8 protein-coding genes are annotated in these 20,172 nt (G+C 69.2%); all 8 read right to left on the bottom strand.

The window, feature by feature from the left end:
- Positions 1–129: 129 nt before the first annotated feature.
- A complete protein-coding gene (locus tag Q7W82_RS10215) occupies positions 130–2,544 on the bottom strand; it encodes a glycoside hydrolase family 127 protein (protein ID WP_242156757.1) in 2,415 nt (804 codons plus the stop codon).
- Between the two features lie 409 nt (positions 2,545–2,953).
- Positions 2,954–4,762, bottom strand: coding sequence for an Svx/AvrXca family virulence/avirulence protein (locus Q7W82_RS10210; RefSeq protein ID WP_242156989.1), 1,809 nt, complete (start codon positions 4,760–4,762; stop codon positions 2,954–2,956).
- A 429-nt stretch (positions 4,763–5,191) separates the two neighbouring features.
- Positions 5,192–6,745: a family 43 glycosylhydrolase gene (locus Q7W82_RS10205; protein WP_242156755.1), complete on the bottom strand. Its 1,554-nt coding sequence runs from the start codon at positions 6,743–6,745 to the stop codon at positions 5,192–5,194.
- A gap of 38 nt (positions 6,746–6,783) precedes the next feature.
- The gene (locus Q7W82_RS10200; protein WP_242156980.1) at positions 6,784–10,965 is read right to left on the bottom strand and encodes an Ig-like domain-containing protein; all 4,182 of its coding nucleotides are present in this window, start codon (positions 10,963–10,965) and stop codon (positions 6,784–6,786) included.
- A gap of 161 nt (positions 10,966–11,126) precedes the next feature.
- Positions 11,127–13,955 (bottom strand): TonB-dependent receptor, encoded by a 2,829-nt coding sequence (locus tag Q7W82_RS10195; RefSeq protein WP_242156753.1) that lies wholly within the window; start codon positions 13,953–13,955, stop codon positions 11,127–11,129.
- Between the two features lie 333 nt (positions 13,956–14,288).
- Positions 14,289–16,655, bottom strand: a complete 2,367-nt coding sequence (locus tag Q7W82_RS10190) for a Tat pathway signal protein (RefSeq protein ID WP_242156751.1) — start codon at positions 16,653–16,655, stop codon at positions 14,289–14,291.
- A 150-nt stretch (positions 16,656–16,805) separates the two neighbouring features.
- Entirely contained in the window at positions 16,806–17,114 is a 309-nt protein-coding gene (locus tag Q7W82_RS10185) for a flagellar basal body protein (protein ID WP_160947066.1), read from the bottom strand.
- Between the two features lie 732 nt (positions 17,115–17,846).
- Entirely contained in the window at positions 17,847–20,159 is a 2,313-nt protein-coding gene (locus tag Q7W82_RS10180) for a S9 family peptidase (RefSeq protein ID WP_242156748.1), read from the bottom strand.
- Positions 20,160–20,172 lie beyond the last annotated feature (13 nt).

Genomic DNA, 20,172 nt, shown 5'->3' with positions numbered 1-20,172 from the left:
CGTGCGCGGCGCCGCGCTGCACGCGGCGAGCGTGCCGCGGCATGGCGCCGTGTCGCATAGCGGCGACCACGACAGGCACGCGCTGCCATCGGCCATGCGGGGCGATGCGGACGGTACCGCCACGCGGCGTCACGCCGGGATCAGCCAGCCGCCGAACAACGGGCCGGCAGTGTCGCCGTGCTGCGGCTCGATGCGCACGGTCAGCGGCTGCGCATCGCGGGTCAGCGCCGGCGGCAACGGGTAGTCGCGGTCGACGAAATCGATCACCTGGCCGCGCTCCACCGCCACCTCCACGGCCAGCTTGCCGTTGACCAGGATGTTGAAGCGGCCCTTGTCGCTGCCCCAGAAGCGCAGGCGCAGCGCCAGGGGTTGCGCACTGCCGCGCATGCGGAACTCGACGAAGCCCTTGCCGCGCACGTCGCGGCACTGCTGGCGACGGTAGGCGCCGCCGAAGGACGTGTCGCTGCGCAACTGGTGCGCCTGCTCGGAGGCCTCGTCGCCGAACTGGATCATGTCCACCGCGATCGCGCGCAGCTTGTCCTGCTCGGCCTGGCGGCGCGCCCGCCGCTGCGCCTCCTGCGCCCACTGCGTGGGGTCCATGCGCTTGAAGTACAGCGCACTGCGGCGCTCGTACTGCGCGTAGAACGGCACGAAGGTCAGGCCCGGCGGCTGCGTGCTGCTGGCCTGGAAATGGCCGGGCTGCGGCAGTTCGGCGAAGCCGCGCAGCGGATCGGCCGCGGCCACCAACGCCGGGTCCGGCGCATCGTAGGGGGTGCTCACCGGCCCCAGGTCGGCCGCCAGCGCCAGCGGCCCGCGCATCACCACCACGGTGTCCGTATCGCCGGCGGCATGTTCCAGCCGCAGCGGCGTAGCCAGGTCCAGGTCGATCACGTCACCGGCGCGCCACTCGCGCTCCAGCGTCAGATAGCCGTCGGCCAGCGCCGCGCGTGCGGGCTTGCCGTTCACGCGCAAGGTGTAGCGGCCCTGGCACCAGGCCGGCACCCGCAACAGCAGGCGCCGCGGTGTGCGTGCACCAGCGCGCAGCACCTGCAGGCGCACCTTGCCGTTGTCGGGCACACCGCTGTCCAGTTCCAGCGCCAGGTCACGCTCGCTCCAGTCCAGCCGCGAGGGGATGTAAAGATTCACGTACAGCGAGGTGGCGTCCTGCCAGTAGATGGCATCGCCGAACTGCGCATGCGCTTCCATGCCGCTGCCGACGCAGCACCAGAACGAGTCGAACCTGTCGGAGAAGCCGCGCTCGCCGCCGCTGATCATCGGCGTCATGTAAGTGAACATGCCGGTGCCCGGATGCTGCGCGGCCATGGTGTGGTTGTGCAGCGTGCGCTCGTAGTAGTCGAAGTAACGCGCCTGCGGCGTCCACTGGTACAGGTGCCGGGTCAGCTTGAGCATGTTGTAGCTGTTGCAATGCTCGCAGGTCTGCTCGGTCAGGAACGCGGCGATGGTGTCGGGCTCCTGGAAGTACTCGCGGTCGGCATTGCCGCCGATCACGTAGCTGTAGTGCGTGGTGACCGTCTCCCAGAAGAAGCGGGCCGCCGCGGCCGCATCGGCGTCGCCAGCGACCTCGAACTGGCGCGCCTCGCCGATGAACTTGGGCACCTGGGTATTGGCATGGATGTGCGGCAGTTCGTCGCGCCCGGCCGCGGCCTGATCGATCACCTTTTCGTGGCGCAGGCGCTTGCCGATGGCGATCCAGCGTGCATCGCCGGTGCGCGCGCCCAGTTCGATGTAGGACTCGTTGAGGCCGCCGAACTCGGTGTCCAGCAAGGTCTGCATCTGCGCATGGTCGAGCGCGTCGAACACGCCTCCCAGATAGCCGGCCAGCGGCAGCAGCACCTGCAGCGCTTGCGCGTTGCCGGCCAGTGCGTGTGCGTCGAGCAAGCCGGCGAACAGTTTGTGCACCGTGTACAGCGGCGACCAACTGCCGTTGAGATTGAACTTGCTGCCCTTGATGATGCCGCGGCGCACTTCCTCGAATACCACCTTGCCGCTGTCGATGGCGCCTTGGTCGTTCTTGCGGGTGAGCCCGCCCACGTAACCGTCCGCGTCCTTGGCCTGTGCGCGCGCCAGTTCGGCGACGATGTAATCGATGCGCTCACGCAGCGCGGGGTCGCGGGTCTGCGCGTGCATCTTGGCCAGTGCGCTGAGGTAGTGGCCCAAGGTATGGCCGGCGATGGTGTCGCCCTCCCAGCCGCCGTACACCGCGCCCTTCGGCGGCAGGCCGGCGTATTGCAGGAAGTTGTGCAGCAGGCGGTCCGGCTCCAGTTCCAGCAGGTAGCGGCGGTTGGTCTGCAGCGACTCCAGGAACAGCGACGGTTTCAGCGTGACCTGCTGCAAGGGCAGCGCCTGCACGCGCCCGGGCGTGGACGCCGCAGCGTCCAGCGGAAAGCGCAGCATCCCGGCTGCCACCGCCAGTGCGCTCCATTGCAGGAAGCGGCGGCGCGAGGGATCCAGCGCGCCGCCGGCCGCATCGGCGGGTGCGTGCACGCAGGCGGCGGCGTGCCGATGCGTCCCCTGCCCGCTCATCGCCGGACTCCCGCGCGCGAGGTGGCATGCGGGAAAGAAACGCATCGAGGCATGGACTGCTCCTGTGTGGGGTGTCGGGGCGCCGACTTCGCGCACAACGACCGGCGGATCCGGTGTCACTGTGTCACCCGGGTGACAGCGCGTCTTGTCCCCACTGATGCCTGCAGATGCGGATTTCTGCCGAATCGCCACGCGGCATGCCACAGGCGACGAACATCGCACGAAGAACGCCACAGACGACCAGGCCATGCGCGCATCGCAGGCGAACGCGGCCGGCATGCCAGGAGCCCTTCACGTCAGGAGCACCCCGCACCACACGTCGCTCATGTCATATCGAGGAAATGCGGCGGCGGCGAACGAATGCCCGGGCATCCGTCGCGACACCGCCGCCATGGTCATCGCCAGTCGATCAGCGCGGTTCTGCCGTCACCTCTGGCACCGCGTTGGTCAGGTCGGCGCCATAGTCGGGATTGGTCACCGTGTCCGCATCCACGTATCCGTAGAACACGCCCTTGCTGGCGGACGCACCCCGCTGCTCGACGTCGCCACGCAACTGCGCGGAACCGGACAGCGTGAACCCGCCGAACGCCCCCGCCGGCTTGAACACTGTATGCACCTGGGCGCGATCCTTCACCGTCACCCCGTCCTGCAGCAGGCTCAATCCGCCGACCACCGCGCTGTCCTGCACCTGCCCGCCCAGGATCGTCGCATGGTCCTCGATCCGCGCATCGCCCAGCACCTTGCCCCCGAGCACCCGCGCATCCGGGCCGACATAGGCGGTCGAGGCGACATACGCGTTCTGCGCGACCCAGCCACCGCCGTTGGGATGGCGGCTGCCGACACGCGTCGGCGTCGGCGCACCGGGCTGGTGACCTGCCGGATAGGCGTTCTCCAGCGTGACGCTCCACGGATAGCGGTAGACCGAGTAGTAGGACTGATCCCACTTGATCTTCTGCATCGTGCTCGGCGTGCCCATGACCACCAGATACAGGTCGCTGTCATCGCTGCGGACCTGGAACGACAGCGCGGCCTCGGCGCCTTGCTGCAAGGCGCTGTAGCGCGGCTTGCCGTTGGCATCGATGGCGACCAGGCCCCAGCGCCAATCCGAGTCGGGTGAGCCGATCGTCTCTGGGTCGTTCGCCAGACCCGGCAAGGTGTCGACCGCCGACCTCTGCTGTACGTTGCCATGGAACTTCACCACCACCGCAGTCGCACTCTCGGCGGGAATCAGCCGGACCAGGTTGTAGCCCCACCGCTGCGGCGCCCAGTCGAACGGCACCCGGTAGACGCCCGCCTGGCCCTGCACCGGATCCAACTGGGTCAGGCGCAGGGCGCGATCCCGATTGGTCTCATCGGACGGGTTTTCCGGATCGAACGCGGTATTGCTGCCGTATTCCCGGCGCATCACGGCGCCATGATCGCGACCGTCCGGGTCGATGTAGTCCCACTGCACGTTGTGCATGGCCCAGTCGCCGAGCACGTCGTTGAGCTGCGACTGGCTCCAGCCCATGTTGTCGCGGATGATCGAGAACGGATCGGCATCGGCCTGGCGGGAATCGCCGGGCTTGGGCGCCTTGGCCCACAGATCGTTGACGATCGCGTAGCCGAAGCGGTCCTTGAGGTACTCCATGAACTGCCAGTTGCAGTAGCGGTCGCGGGTCGAGCCGAGATAGAGATGCGGGTAGTTCACCAACATCTCCGAGCACTGCACATCGTCGTGGAAATACTGATGGGCCATCCAGTTGGCATGCGATTCCCAGATCCAGCCGACGTACGGCGAATCGCGCAAGCCGCCGGTACTGCCCTGCAACCCATGGGTCAGTTCATGCGCCAGGCCCCAGTGATATCCCAACTGGTCCGGATTGATCCACATGCCCATGCCGCCGCTGGCAGAGGTACCGCCGTTCAGGCCGAAGCTGTGGTCCAGGTAGACGCTGACCTTGTACTTCTTCGCCGTGTTGCAGTAAGGCTCGGGAAAACCGACACGTTCCATGTAATCGTCCCAGATCAGTTCCAGTTCCTTGGCTGCCGAGGCGACCTCGTCCTGCGAAACGGCTTGCCCGTCCTGCCAGCGGAACGCGAAGTGTTCGGTTTCGTAGCGAACGGCCGGCATGTCGGTGTCGTCGGGATTGGCGATCCATTGACCGGCGGTGCAGACGGCCGCGGCCGCGGCATGCGCCTGCTGCGCAACCAGGGCCAAAAGGGCCGACAGGCACACTGTGGACACCCTACGCACGAATCGAGAAGCAGCGATTTTCACGGCTCTACCCTCCTCTTGTCCGATGAGATTGGATGGATTGGACGATCGACGCGCTACGCCACACAGCCGGCAGTGCTGGATGAATCCGCCGCCCCCCCGACGGCGTGCCGGTTAAAAAAGGCGGCCGTCGAAACGCCGACAACAGACGGCGCTTCAGCCACTCGCACATCGGCAACCCGTTGCCAGCCTAATGCAGTCAAACGCAACGCACCTTACGGTTCTCCCCAGGGAATCGGGCTAATTCCGCACACATGTCGAAAATCGAACTGGTGTCACGACAGGAACATGATGCGGATGGCAACGGCGGCCGACGTTGGCGGCAGGTCTCGCCACCGGAACGCGCGCGAAGGTCGGCGACATTTGCTGAATCGGCATCCGCACCTGGCCTCAAGGCGTGTCGCAGCGCTGCGCATCCGCGACGGTGGCCTGCGGCAGGCGCTGCGCCTGCGGCGCGAACATCTCCCACTCCTGCACCGCCAACGCAGCGTAACGCTCGCTGCCGCCGGCGGCATCCAGTACCGCGCGCACGCAGCGCGTGGTCACCGGGTCGAAGCGCAGCGCCTGCCAGCGACCGGCAACCGGGGCGTGTGTGCTCTGCGCCAGTGGCCACCAGCGGCCATCGTGGCGGTACTCCAGCCGCCAGCGTGCCGGCGGCGCCACGCCGCTGTCCGCACCCAGCGGATGGTCGGCCCAGAACAGGATGCGGCTGCGCTGCAGCGTCACCGGTTGCGCCCAGCTGTACTGCAGCCACTGCTGCGGCGGGTTGTGCGGTGTCCAGCTGCCCCATAGCTGCGGCGGCAGGGGATTGCGCTTGACCCGCCCGTCGTTGAGCGCGGCGATCCAGTACTGGTGCGGGATGTCCGGGCCGTTGGACGCGCTGGCCTGCGCATAGCGGGCGAGGTTGCGCTGCGGTGGCAACGGCAGCTGCGGTCGGCGCGTGGCCACCACCGGCAGGATCCGCGCCGGCTGCCGGGTGTCGTCCCACTGCAATCGGTCGATCGCCACGCTGCGGCGGAAATGCCCGCCGCCCTTGGCGTCGGCGGTGTGATAGACCAGGTACCACTGGCCATTGAATTCGACGATGCCCGAGTGCGAGGTGGTCGAGGAGACCGGCGGCAGGAGTACCCCGCGGTAGGTCCACGGCCCCAGCGGCGACGGCGCGCTGCCGTAGGCGATGCAGGCGTGGTACAGCGTCGGCGTGCAGTCCGACGCCGGCCCGGCACGGTTGCCGGCATAGGCCAGGTAGTAGGTGCCGTTGCGCTTGAACAGCCACGGCGCCTCGAAGTAGCCGTCCAGCGTGGTCACCGCCACCGGCTGCCCCTTCGGCGTGACCATGTCGCGGTCCAGCTCGATGCCGAACAGCTTGCCGAAGGTACCCCAGTACAGGTACACGCGGCCATCGTCGTCGACCAGCACGGTCGGGTCGATGTTCTGGATGGTGTTGGGCACCGGCCGCGATTGCGACAGGATCGGTCCCTGCGGATGCGCGTCGCGCCACGGCCCCAATGGGCTGTCGGCCACCGCCACCCCGATCGCGAACGGATCGGCATTGCGCGAGTGCGCTTCCTGCACCGGCGCGTACAGGTAGTAGCGCCGGTCCGGGCCCTGCACGATCTGCGCGCCGTAGGCATGACCGGGTGCGGCCCAGGCGAACACCTGGTGCGGTCGCAGCAGTGCCGGATAGTAGGTCCAGCGGCCACTGCCGACGTCGTCGGTAACCAGCAGTTGCCAGCGGTCCATGACGAAGTCGTTGACCTCCGGCGGTGCTTCGTCGCGGCCGGCGATGATGTAGAGCTTGCCATCGGCGACCAGTGGTGCCGGGTCGGCCGCATAGTCGCGGCCGTCGGCCAGGATCGGGTTGCCCGGCGCCTGCACCGGCCGCGACCGCGGCGTTGCCGGCGTGGCGGCCGTGGCAACGCCGATGCAAGCAGCGCAGGTCATCAGCAAGCAGGCGACTGCACTGCGCACAGACCGGCGGCTCACGGCGTCGCCTCCGGCTCGATCACCAGTTCCAGCCGCACCGGCAACTCGCCGCTGCCCTCGCGCCCCTGCGCCTGCCCGACCACGCTCAGGCGCCCTGGCTTCGCATAGGCGGCCGACGCCAGCGGCGACCAACGCACCGGCACGCGCTCGCGCGAACCGTCGTTGTACTGCACGGAGACCAGTTCCGGCAGCGCCGGTACCTGCCCTGCAGGCACGTGCAACGACGGCGGCGCCTGCACGGTGGTGAGCTGGCCCGGTGCGGTCGCGCGGACCCAGACGCTGGCAGTCACCGGCACCCCGCCGTCGGCCAGGCCCTGCACCTGCACGCGGCCCTCGCCGGCCAGCGCCGCCACACCGACTTGCGACCAGCGCACGCCCAGCCAGCCCCAGCTGCCGTCGGCGAAGTAGCCGGCGATGCGTGCCGGCAACGTCGGCGCCTGCCCGGGCGCGATACGCACGTCCACCGCTTCGGTCACCACCGCACGCTCGGCGAATACCTGCCACTCGTCCAGGCCGACCGCGTAGTGGCCTTCGCCCTGCACCGCAGTCTGCAGCACCGCGCGCAAGGCCGTGGTGACCACCGGCGCGAACGTCACCCGGCTCGGCACGCCATTGCCCTGCACCGGATAACCGCCGCGCACGGCGATGTCGCGCCACTGCGTGCCGTCGAGGTATTGCAGCGTCCACGCGCGCGGCAACGCCACCCCGCCCTGCGGCTGGTCGTCCCAGAAGTACAGCGCCGCCGCGCTCAGCCGCTGCGCTTGCGGCCACTGGTACTGCACCCACACCGAGGCGGGCTGCGCGCGCCCCCAGCTGCCCCAGCGGCGGTCGGCGGCGGGCTCCTGGTCCGGCGCCGGCAGCAGGCCATCGTTGAGCGCCTGCAGGCGGTGATGGCCGGCGGTGAACTGCGCGCTCGGCGTGGCCTCGCCCTGCACCTGCAGGGTCTGCCCGGCCGGGGCCGCTGCCGCGATTACCGCCACCTCGGCGTGCCCCTGCAACGCGCCATCGTCGGCCTGCAACTGCAGGGTGTAGGCGCCGGGCGCAGTGAAGCGCACCTCGGTCGTGGCCGCCTGCGGCTGCTCGAACAGCGCGGCGCCACCGGGCGGCGCCTGCAGCGTGCGCCAGTGCAGCGCGAGCGTGCCGTTCGGCAGTGCGTCGTCGCCGACCCGCCCGGCCAGGCGCACCACGCCGCCGGCACTGCTGCCGTCTTCCTGCCAGGCCTCGACCTGCGGCGCCTGGTTGCCCTGCGCCGCCAGCACCGCCGCACCGCTGGCATAGGCCTGGATCTCCTTGATCCCGGTGCGCAGCGCGCCTGCATGGGTCACTTGCACGCGCCAGCGCTGCGCGCGCAGCGGCGGGAAACGGATGCGGTTGCGGTTGCCCTGTGCGATCGGCGCATCGCGCACCTGGCCCGGCACGGTCTTCCACACGCCGGCGTCGAAGTACTGCAGCACGTACAACCACGGCGGCGCGTAGCCGGCGCGCGTGCCCGACGGGAACCCATGCTGTTCGCCCGGAGGCGACGAACTGCGATAGAAGTACACACGCACGTCGTCGAGCGTCTGCGGCCGACCCAGATCCAGCTCCAGCCAGTCGCTAGCGGCGGGCGAACCGGCCGTGCCCCAGAACGGCTCGTTGGCGGTGCTGCCGTCGACCGCGGCCGTGGCCGGGAACCCGTCGGCCGCATAGCTCGCGCTGACCGCCGCGCCCTGCGCCAGGTTGCGCGCGCCGGGCGGCAGCGCGATGTCGAGCCCGGCATCGGCGAGTACCGCACCGATCCGCGCCTGGCCTGGAAAGCGCACCTGCTGCGGCGCCTGCAGCGCCAGCCGATGCGCGGCCAGCACCTGCATCTGCGCGGCACCGGCATTGACCACATCCGGCAAGGCCTGCACGCGACCGCTACCAGGGTCGTACAACAGGTGTGCCAGGCGATCGACGGTGAAGGCCAGTTGCCCGTCCAGGTACAGCGAATAGCCCTTCGGCGCAGCGCCGCCGTAGCGGCGACCGTCGCGGTCCCAGACGATGCTCAGGTCGCGGTCGCGGTAGCGCAGCCGATCGGCGGCGAAATGGTCCCAGCCGATGTCGATCGGATACAGCTCGATCAGGGCATCGCTGCGCGGACGCAGGCCCATCGCATCCTCGATCACGGTGAAGTTGGTGGCGCCGAGCTGGGTGTGGTGGATCCACGAACGGTAGCCGATGCGGCCGCCATCGGCGGCGCTGCCCTGCGCCCAGAACTCGTTCTGGTCCGGGTAGCGGTTGTCGCCGTCGATGTAGTGCGCCCACGCGTTCCAGTACAGCAGCGTGCGGTAGCTGGACGCGTCCAGATACGGGCTGGGGTAATCGCGCAACACGCTGCCGAGCAGGCGGAATGCCACGGTGGAATTGATCACCGAGAAATTGTTGCTGCCCCCCTCGCCGCGCGCCTGCGCATCGGCCTGGTTGGCCGTGTAGAACGGGAACAGCGGGAACTGCCGCGCGTCGGCGAACAGGCGCAGCGCGCGCACGTACTTGGGGTCGTCGTCTGCGTCGCCGTGCTTGGGCATGAGACCGACGCTGAAGGGGTAGTAGTTGTTGGTCTCCTTCCAGTCCACCGGCAGGCGCGGCCCGTCGGCCTGGCGCTGCTTGAGCAGGTCGCCGTGCAGGCCCATGCCGTCGGCCTGTGCACTGTGGTCCTGCCACAGCACGTCGAGCACGGCGCGACGGATCTTCGCCACCAGCGTCTGCATGCGCGTGGCAGTGGCGGCGTCGCCGGCCACCTGCGCGGCCTGCGCGGCGGCCAGCGCATTGGCGTACACGTACGCGCTCTCGCTGCGGTCCATGCGTGGCGCGTCGTGGCGCTTGGCCCAGTCGAAGGAGACCGCATCGGCGTCGTTGCCGGTCATCGCCGCCCAGTCGTACTCGATCAGGCCGTTGCCGTTGCGATCGTAGGCGCGCAGCAGCGCCTCCACGTCTTCGCTGGCGTAGCGCGCCAATTGCCCGGCGATCGCCCGCGGCCCGCCATGCACCTGATAGGCGCGCCAGGCGGCGGCACTGAGATACTGGGCGTAGGAGTTGGACCAGTTCTCCGGCGCGCCGGGATTGTCCACGTACTTGCCGCCGCCGGCGGTCTCGCCGGTACCGAGCCAGGAGCCGTACGCGTAGAGCGGATCGCGCAGGTACTTGAGGTCGTCGATGAACATGCCGGTGGTGAGCACGATGGCGTTGTCGTAGCCGAGCACGCCTTCGATCGCCACCGGGAACTGGTAGTCGTTGCCGGGCACCGCGGCATCGAGGAAATTGAAGCGCAGCAGCCACCAGCGATAGAACAGGGTCTTGTCGAGATTGTCCTCGGGCGTGTCCAGGTACGGCAGGTTGTCGGCCCACCAGCGGTTGTAGGCGACGACGTGCTCGCGATAGGCCTGCTGCGGCGATTGCGCGGCGATGCGCCGGTATTCCTGCAGCGAGGCCGGCAGTTCGCGCGCGACCAGCCCGAGTTGCACCTTCAGCGTTGGCGCGGTCCCGTGCGCCGGCACGACCACCTGCCGCACGATGCTCGCGCATTGCACCGCGAAGCCGTCGCCGGACAGGCGCGGGAACACTGTGGTGATGGCATTGTGGGTGACGAAGGCGCCGGTCAGTTCGGCACCGTCGGGATGGGTGACCATCGGTGAGACCGCGCGCAGGGTCAGCGCATGCGCCTCGCCGTCGGTGCTGGACACGGTGGCCTCGGCCACCGCCACGTTCTGCTCGCTGATGAACTTGACCAGTTGCAGGCGCACGCCGGCACCGGCGTAGACGCTGCTGAAATAGCTCGGCGTCTGCCGCCGCTGCGCACTGTCCTCGACCAGCACGATCGGCACGCCGTCGCGCTCCAGCTGCAGGCGGAACAACGCGTCGTGGCCGGTCTTGTGCACATAGGCCACGTCGCCGACGAAGCCGGGCTCCTCCGGCTTGTGCGTGTACAGGTAGGCGGCGCGGCCACGGGTGAATAGCCAGTTGTTGCTGTCGCCGAAGCCGCCGCCGGTGCCCTGCCGCGCCAGCAGGCGGTCGATCCAGAAATCGCGGCCGGGCGCGCTGCCTGCGCCCGCCGCCAGGTCGGCGGCGAACACCCGCTGCAACTGGCCCTGCCCCCGCCCCGGCGCGAACGCCACGCCGCTGTCCGGCAGCGGATGCGCATCGCCGGTAAAACGCGGCATCCCGATCGCGGCATTGCTGGGCTGCAGGTCTTCGCCATCGCGGTCGAGCACATCGCCGGTGGTGGCCGATGCTGAAATCGCCACCGCGAACAGCAGGCAACCTAGAAGGGCGGCGCCGCGCCGCACGCGCGACGCGACGCCACCGAGTGCAGACAGGCGACTCAAAACTCGGTCCTGATCCGCGCCCAGAAGTAACGCCCAAGCGTGTCGTAGGTGAACGCGTCGGTGTTGGCCGCACTGGCGTAGCCGTAGTAGCGCGGCGGCGTGCGGTTGCCGAGGTTGTTCACGCCCAGCGCCAGGGTGCTGTGCAGGCGCTCGAACTTCCGGCTCACGCTGGCGTCGTGGTAGGTCACCGTGCCAACCGGGAAATACACGCAACTGCCGTCGGCGGCGGTGTTGACGCAGAAGTCCTCGTAGGCGCTGCCGACCGTGGTACGGCCGATCAGGCGGGTGTTCCAACTCGCGTGCCAGGGACCGTTGTCCCAGTCGAGCGTGAAGTTCGCGCGCCAGCGCGGCAGATTGCCGTAGCTGGATTGTTCGCCCACATAGTTGTGCGGATCGCCGCTGAATTTGTAGCTGGACAGGTAGGTGGCATCGACGCCGGCACGGAAGCGACCCCACGCGGTCTCGGGCAAGGCGTACTTGATGCCAACGTCGTCGCCGCGGATGTCGACCTTGCCGCTGTTGATCGCGAACGGCACGGTCACGCTGACCAGTTGCCCGGTGGGGCCGCGCTCGATCAACGGGCAGTAGGCACTCTGGCCATCGTAGCAATACTGCAGCACCTGATTCAGGCCGACGCCGTTGATCATGTCGTCGAGAGTGACGCGCCAGCTATCCAGGTTCAGCGACAGCCCCTCGGCCCAGCCCGGGTCGTACACCGCGCCGATGTTGTAGGAACGGCCCTGCTCGGGCTTGATCGCGAAACCGGCGTTGGCCGAGCCGGTGGTGAGCACAGTGAAGGTGGAGGTGTTGACGAAACGGCCATTGGTCGGCACGTTGGCGCAGGCCGCGGGATTGCCGCCGCCGGTGTAGCCGTTGCACGGATCCGTGTAGTCGGCGACATCGTCGACCACGCCGTTGTACGGCGAGCCGTACAGGTCGCCCAGCGCCGGCGCGCGGAACACCTGCGAGCCGGTGGCGCGGATCAGCAGGTTGTCGATCGGCCGCCATTCCAGCGCGACCTTGCTGTTGGTGGTGCTGCCCCAGTAGTCGTAGCGCGAGTAGCGCGTGCCCAGGTTGAGGTTCAGCGCCTGCGCGCCGGTCACGCCCTTGAGCAGCGGCACCAGCACTTCGGCGTAGGCCTCCTTGATGGTCTCGTCGTGGCCCTGGTTCATGATGCAGCCGTCGTTGTAATCGCAGTTGCCTTCCGCATCGGCGGCCGCCACCGGATTGCTGGTGCCCTGCGAGAAGCCGTTCTTGCGGAACGACAGGCCGAACGCGGCCTGCACCGTGCCGGCCGGCATCGCGAACAGGTCGCCGTTGACGCTGGCCTCGGCGAACTTCATGGTGCTCTCGTCGATCAGGTCGACCGCGCTCTGGGTGGCCTTGATGCCGGCGATGGTGGCCGGATCGTCCGGGTTGAACACGTTGATCGGGGTACAGCCGGCGATGACGTTGCCGGGCGTGCCGCACTTGAGGGTGCCGTCGCTGTCGCGGAACGAGGCGCCCACCGCGTTGTTCAGCGCCGAGGTGATGGAGAAGCCGTTGCGCACCAGGGTGTCCTTGTAGTGCGCGTAGCCGGCCGCCGCGTCCCACTGCCAGCTGCTGTCGCCGAACTTGCCGCGCAGGCCGGCGACGATGTTGGTCTGGTACATCGTCGAGGTGTAGACGCGGGTGTTGGCCGGCACCGAGCGCAGCAGGTAGCGGCTGAGCTGGGCGCCGAAGGGGTTGTAGTAGTTCTGCGCGGCGTTGGGCAGTTCCAGGCCGTAGGCGGTGAGCTGCGAGGTGGTCTCGCTGCGGGTCCAGAACATGTCCAGGTAGCCCTGCACGTTCGGGGTGAAGTCGAAGCTGGCGTGCGCCGAGGCGTTGGTGCGCTGCACCGGGGTGATCAGGTACTGGCCGGTGTACGCGTTGTAGCCTTCGACCGCCTGGCTGTAGGTGTGGAAGTCGCTGGCGTTGACCTGGCCAGGTGCCAGGTTGGCGTTGGGGGTCAGCACGCTGCCATTGCTGAGGAAGGCACGGGTGCCGTTGCCGCGGCGCTCCACCACGTCGCCGTTGAGATAGCTGTGCGCGGTGCGCGCATAGTCGCGGTCGCTGTCGTACAGCGCGTTCATGGAACTGCGGCTCACGCCCAGGATCAGCCCGCCGCGGTCCCAGGTCTTGCCCCACTCCAGGCCGAGCGAGCGGCGGTTGCCGTCGCCGTGGGTGCTCAGGCCGTAGTCGGCGGTGGCGGCGAAACCGTCGTACTTGTCCTTGAGGATGATGTTGACCACGCCGGCGATGGCGTCGGAGCCGTACACCGACGAGGCGCCGTCGGTGAGCACCTCGATGCGCTCGACCATCGCCGCCGGAATCGCGTTGACGTCCACGCCGGGCGCGGCGGCGACGCTGCTGGCCGGCCCGGCCATGCGGTGGCCGTTGACCAGCACCAGGGTGCGCTCGGGGCCGAGATTGCGCAGCGAGACCAGCGCACGACCGTGGCTGAAGCCGGAATTGAGCGCCACGTTGGGCATGTTGCCGGCCATCGCCGGCAGCTGCTGCAGCAACTGGCCGAGCGTGTTCTGGCCGCTGTCCTCGATGCGCTGGCGGTCGATGGTAATGACCGGGCTGGCGGTCTCGGCATCGACCCGGCGCAGATGGCTGCCGGTGACGCTGACCCGCTCCAGCGTGGTCGCCTGAGCGTCCTGCGTCTGCGCATCCTGCGCCTGCACCGCTGGCGCGAGCAGGGCCAGCGCGGTGCAGATGGCCGCAGCCAGTGGACCGGGTTGCGGCGCGGCGCGCCAGGAACACGGGAGCAGCGGCACAACGCGTTCGAGCAAAGACGGCATCGGAAATCTCCTGAGCGGCGGCCTGGCGATCGCTGGAGCGCCGCCCTTCCCCAGGCGGCCGCCCCGACGCCAGCACATGTGGCGGATACGAAAACGGACGTGTCCACGCAGGCGCCGCCGGACGGGACGATCCCGACGCCGCCTGCACGGCGACGCGCACGACCCATGCGCTGCGTCCCCGGTGACGTGCAACGAATCTCCCCCTGGACATTCACTGCACGGTCACAATGTGCGCGTAGGACGCGCGCGGCGTCTTGTCGTATTTATCGGGAAAACGTGCGGAATACCGCATTGCCCCGCGGACCGGCGGGACGTTTCCGACTTTTTCGCCACTCAGCCGTAGACAGCCGAAATCGCCACCGTCGCCGCGCTGCCGGCCGGGACCAGCACACGCTCATTGCGCGGCCCGGACAGCACCGCCAGTTGTCCGTCCAGCCGCACCTCCTGCAGGCGGGTGCCAGCCGGCACGCGCAGGGTCAGCCAAGTCCGCGCCGGGCGCTGCGCCGGCAGCGTCACGCTGCCGTCGACGCGCTTGCGCGCCGGGTCTCCCTGCAGGGTCAGCGACACCCTGCCCCAGCGCGTCGGCGCCGCCTCGATCGCGATCGTCTCGCCGCTGCCCAGCCAGTCGCGCGGCAGCGCCCGCGCCAGGAACAGTTCCTCGCCGGCGCTGTCCTCGAACACCAGCATCCAGCGCAGCAGCAGCGGGATGGTCATCTGCGCGGGAATGCAGAACAGCGGCATGCCGCCGGTGATGCCGCTGACCTCGCCCGCCGTCCAACTGCCGCGGGTATGCACGTGGTAGCGGTGCGCGTACAGGAACAGCAGGTATTCCTCGATCCGGTCCAGGCGCAGCAACTGCTGCGCGTAGCCGTAGGAGATGAAGCCGAGCAGGTCGCGCGCCTCCGGCGTGGGCGCGGTGATGTTGCCGACCACGCCGAGGCTGGTGCCGCCGTGGCCGCGCACGCAGTCGATGACCAGGTGCGCCAGGTCGTCGGGCAGCACATCGGCCTGCAGCAGTTCGGCGTAGGCGCGGTGCGGCCAGCCCTGCTCGCTGGGGTGTTCCTGCTGCAGCGACTGGCGGAAGGTGAGCTTCACCCCGGGCAGCGGACCGAGGTACGGCGGCTGCAAGTCGCGGCGGACGTTGCCGCGCAGCGTGCGCAGCAGTTGTGCGGACAGCTGCTGCGCACGGCGCTGCCACTGCGCTGCGGCGGCCTGCCCACCCGGCCCGGCGATGCCGGCCCACACCGCGGCCAGGTCCTGCCAACCGCGCACCGCCAGCGCGCTGTTGGCGTAGTACGGCTTCCACCACACCTGCGGATCGGGGAACAGACAGGCATCGGATTCGTTCCAACCGTGAATCAGGCCATGCCCCGGTGCCGACGCCGGCAGGCGCAGGCTGGCGTCGTGCAGCTCGACCAGCACCTGCGCAGTGGCGGCGATCTTGTCGCGGTGCTTGCGCAGCAGCGCGGCATCGCCGGTGTAGCGCAGGTAGCGCGCCAGCAGCGACAGGGTCAGCCCGAACTGGCCGGTCTCCGGACCGCGCATGTTGACCATGCCGTCGGCCTGCACGAAATCACTGAAATACCCGTCCAGCACCGCCGCGGCCTGGCTGAAGCGGCCCCACTCCAGGTTGGCGTACAGCGAACTAGTGAAGGTGTCCTGGAAGCCGTCGTACTCGTTGCCGTAGTAGTCGCGGTCCACCGCGCCGTACTTGGGATAGGTGCCGCCGGGGCGCACCACCAGCTCGCGGGCGAAGGCGAAGCGCGCCATGTCGCGCCAACTCGGGTCCGGGGTCTGCGCCTGCACGGTGTCGCCCAGCTGCGCCTGCCAGTAGCCGGCGAAGGCGAGCAGGCCGCGGTAGAACTCCTCGGCACTGCGCGGGCCGCGCCGCGGCGGGTAGTCCGGATAGCTGTAGCCGTACACCACCTTGCTGACCTTGCCATGCTCGACCAGCGCGCTGCGGTGCCAGGTCTGCACCACGAAGCGGTCCTCGGCCAGCACGTCGGCGAACAGCAGGATGTCGTAGTAGCGGCCGTCGCCGGCCGGCACCACCTTGCGCACCGCCGGCATCCAGCCACCGAGCAGGCCTTCGCTGCGACGCCGCACCAGTTCGTCCTTGCCCAGTTCCGGGAACGTCTGGATGGCGCGGTAGCAGCGGGTACGCCCGTCCGGGTACACCGGCATGGTGTCGGCGCATTCGCGGGTGCCGACGAAGGTGGTCCACGGCAGGCGCCCGTTGTAGTCCTTGGGATCCAGTTGCGAGGCCGGCGGCGGCGCCACGTCGCGCACCTCATCGGCGCGCGGGTCGCCATCGCGCAGCAAGCGATCGGCGAGCAGATCGGCATCGGCCATCGCCACTTCGGCCAGGGCCATGCCGAAGTACGGCGCCTGCGCCGCCGGGAACACCGCTTCGGTGCGCTTGCCCAGCACCAGCACCCCGCCCGGCCCGCGCAGGGTCAGATCGCCGTCGGGCTGGCGCAGGTCTTCGTAGACCTCCCAGGTCGCACCGGCCTCGACGAAACGGCATTGCAGCGTATGCCCGGCGAGCGCGTCGGCCGCAAGCGGCCGCAGGTGCGGCGCTGCCGGCGCCCGCGCGGCGCTGGCTGCTGTCGGTGCCGCAGCGGCACGCCCGGCCAGCGCTTCCACGCCGGCAATCGCGCCGACCGCCAAGCCCTGCCGCAGGAAATCTCTCCGATCCATCTACCGTCCCCGATGCAATGCGATCGTCGCATCGTGCGCTGCGCGCGCCGCAGCGTCTTGTGCGCTGTGCCGAGGATGGATGCGGAAAACCGCATAGCCGCGTGGTCGCGGCGGTGCTGTGTTGCGGGAGCGCAGCGCGTCGGTGACGGCTTAGGCGAGCACGTCGAGCAGGCTGCCGATACTGTCGTCGGCCGCACGCAGCACGCGCGCATTGGCCTGGAACGCGGTGCGCTCGGTCAGCGTGCCGACCATGTCGTCGACCAGATCGCTGCCCTGCCCGTCGGCCTGCTGCACCTGCCCGACCACGCCGCCACCGGCGGTGGCCTGATTCACCGGTACCGAACGCTGGAAGCCCTCGGTAGCGAGATTGGCGATGTTGTTGGCGCGCACCTGCAACCCGGACGTCGCGGCGCGCATGCCGGATAGCGCGATCGAAGAACTGGGAGCGATGGCGGTCATGGCGGGTCGGGGCGCAGGGAGACTTGCCGGGTTATCGGCGGAGTTGGCGGGGGCTTGAGGGGTGGGATTGGGGAGTCGGGATTGGGGATTGGCAAGAGCGGGCGCGTCGGCGCGATGATCTGAAGCCCCTCTCCCCTCGGGAGAGGGGTTGGGGTGAGGGTTCGGAGCCCGCGCGATGCCCCAGAACCTGGTGCATCTCCCGGACCCTCATCCGCCCCTGCGGGGCACTTTCTCCCGAGGGGAGAAGGGAAAAACCAAAGCCCCTCTCCCCTCGGGAGAGGGGTTGGGGTGAGGGTTCGGAGCCGCGGGATGCCCCAGAACCTGGTGCATCTCCCGGACCCTCATCCGCCCCTGCGGGGCACCTTCTCGCGAGGGGAAAAGGGAAAAGCCAAAGCCCCTCTCCCCTCGGGAGAGGGGTTGGGGTGAGGGTACGGAGGCCGCGCGATGCCCCAGAACCTGGTGCATCTCCCGGACCCTCATCCGCCCCTGCGGGGCACCTTCTCGCGAGGGGAAAAGGGAAAAGCCAAAGCCCCTCTCCCCTCGGGAGAGGGGTTGGGGTGAGGGGACGGAGGCCGCGCGATGCCCCAGAACCTGGTGCATCCCCCCGCACCCTCATCCGCCCCTGCGGGGCACCTTCTCCCGAGGGGAGAAGGGAAAAGCCGAGTCCCGCGGGAACAGGAACCACCACGCCTTTGCGAATCCCCAATCCCCAATCCCAAATCCCGCCCCCCCCTACAGCCTGTTCCACGCCGGCGTCGGCTCCCCCAACAGATGCCGCACGAAGAAGTCGTACTGGCGACGCTGCACGTAGTCGATGGGACCGGTGGAGCGGCCGACGGTGTGTTCGCCGCCGGGCACGACGAGCAGGTCGAAGTCCTTGCCGGCCTTGATCAGCGCGTCCACCACCTGTGCGGTCGAGGCCGGGTCGACGTTGCTGTCCTGCTCGCCGACGATCAGCAGCAGGTCGCCACGCAGCTTGGCCGCATTGTCCACGCCGGAGGCGCGCGCATAGCTGGCGTCCACCGGCCAGCCCATCCACTGCTCGTTCCAGCTGATCTTGTCCATGCGGTTGTCGTAGCAGCCCGCGTAGGCCACGCCCACCTTGTAGAAATCCGGATGCCGCTCGAGCGCGCCCAGCGTGCTCTGCCCGCCGGCCGACGCGCCGTAGATGCCGACACGGCCGATGTCGTAGGACGGATCCTGCGCAGCCAGTGCCTTGTGCCAGGCGATGCGGTCGGGGAAGCCGGAATCGCCGAGGTTCTTCCAGGCCACATCGTGGAACGCCTTGGAGCGGTTGGCGGTGCCCATGCCGTCGATCATCACCACGATGAAGCCCAGGTCGGCCTGGGCCTGCATGCCGATCTGCTTGTCGCCACCGGAGTGGTAGCCGAATGGCCAGAAGGTCTTGGGCACGAAGGAATCGTGCGGGCCGGCGTAGATGTTCTCGATCACCGGGTACTTCTTGTGCGGGTCGTAGTCGCGCGGCCGCACCACCATGCCCCAGATGTCGGTCTTGCCGTCGCGGCCCTTGGCGACGAAGGTCTGCGGCGCGCGCCAGCCGGCGGCCTGCAGCTTGCGGATGTCGCCGCGCTCCACCACCTGCAGCAGGCGCCCGTCGATGGCATGCAGTTCCATCACCGGCGCCATGTCCGGACGCGAGTACACGTCCACGTAGTGGCGGCCGTCGTCGGCGATGGCCACGTCGTGGTCGGCATCGGCCTGGGTCAGCCGGGTCAGGTGACTGCCGTCGAAATCCACCGCGAACAAGTGTCGGTAATAGGGATCCTTGCCCGCATCCATGCCGCTGGCGGTGAACCAGATGCGCCGCTGCGTGTCGTCCACGCGCAGCACATCGCGCACGATCCACTCGCCCTTGGTGATCTGCGTCTTGATCCGGCCGCTGGCACCGTCGAACAGGTACAGGTGGCGCCAGCCGTCGCGCTCGGAGATCCACAGGATCTCCTGGCCCAGGCCATCGACATCGTGGTGGTAACTGCGGTCGGCATAGACGAAGGTCTTCGCGTCCTCGCCCACCGCCACGTGCGCCTGGCCCGTGGCCGCGTCCACCGCGATCGCGCGCATGCGCTGGAAACCGCGCTGCACGTAATCGAACACGAAGCTGGCGCTGTCGCGGCGCCATTGGATCGGCGAGAGCTGGTACGGATTGGCGAACAAGGCGTCGTCGATGGGCAGGCGCTTGGGCGCGCCGCCGCGCGCCAGCGCGCCGAGGTCGAACAACACCGGCCGCTCGATGTCCACCGCATCACCGGGCTTGGGATACAGCTGGGTGCGCACGATCGGCTGGCCGCCGCCGGGCGGCGCCGCTTCCACCCGGGTGACGCGGCGGGGAAAGCCGGGCTTCACCCGGTACAGCGCCAGCCGCTGCGAATCCGGCGACCAGGCGATGGTTTCCGGATCGTAGAAATCGTCGCTGCGGCCGTCGTCGGCCAGGCGCAGCGTATGCCCGTCGGCCACCGCGCGCAGCAGCACCGCGTTGCCGTCGACATAGGCGTCCCAGCGCCCGTCCGGCGAGCGCCGCGGGGTGGCGTCGGCCGGCACGCTGAGATCGCGGACCACGCCGAAGCCGCGCGGTCGCGGCTGCGGGCCGCTGTCGGCGCGCGCGCAGACGTAGGTGGTGAGGGTGCAGCGCCACGGCAGTTCGTCGAGATCGAAGGCGATCGCCGCCTGTGCCTTGCCGCCCTCGGGGACGTAGGCGAAGCGCACGAACGGCAGGCGCAGCGCCGGGTAGGTGGTGCCGGTCGCCGCGCTCAGCGCCCGCGCCAGCCGCTGCTGGTCGAACGCCGGCTGCTTGCGCTGGCTGGCCACGTCCTCGACCACGAAGGCGAAGCCGCCCGGCACGGTCTTGCGGTAGTAGAACGCGCCGTCGTCGCGCCACTGCGCCGGCCAGGTCACGTTCTCGGTCAGGCCGATCCAGGCCTCGCGCAGGCCCAGCGAGCGCTGGTAGTCGGCGACGCTGGGTGCGGCCTGGGCAGCCCCGGCGCAGCACGCCAGCGCCATGACAATCGATACGACGAACTTGTTCATGCGGTTTCCGATA

The organism is Xanthomonas indica, assembly GCF_040529045.1.
GTDB classification, from domain to species: Bacteria; Pseudomonadota; Gammaproteobacteria; order Xanthomonadales; family Xanthomonadaceae; genus Xanthomonas_A; species Xanthomonas_A indica.
Note: the sequence above shows the minus strand (reverse complement) of the source record. Positions and strands in the feature narration are given on the sequence as shown.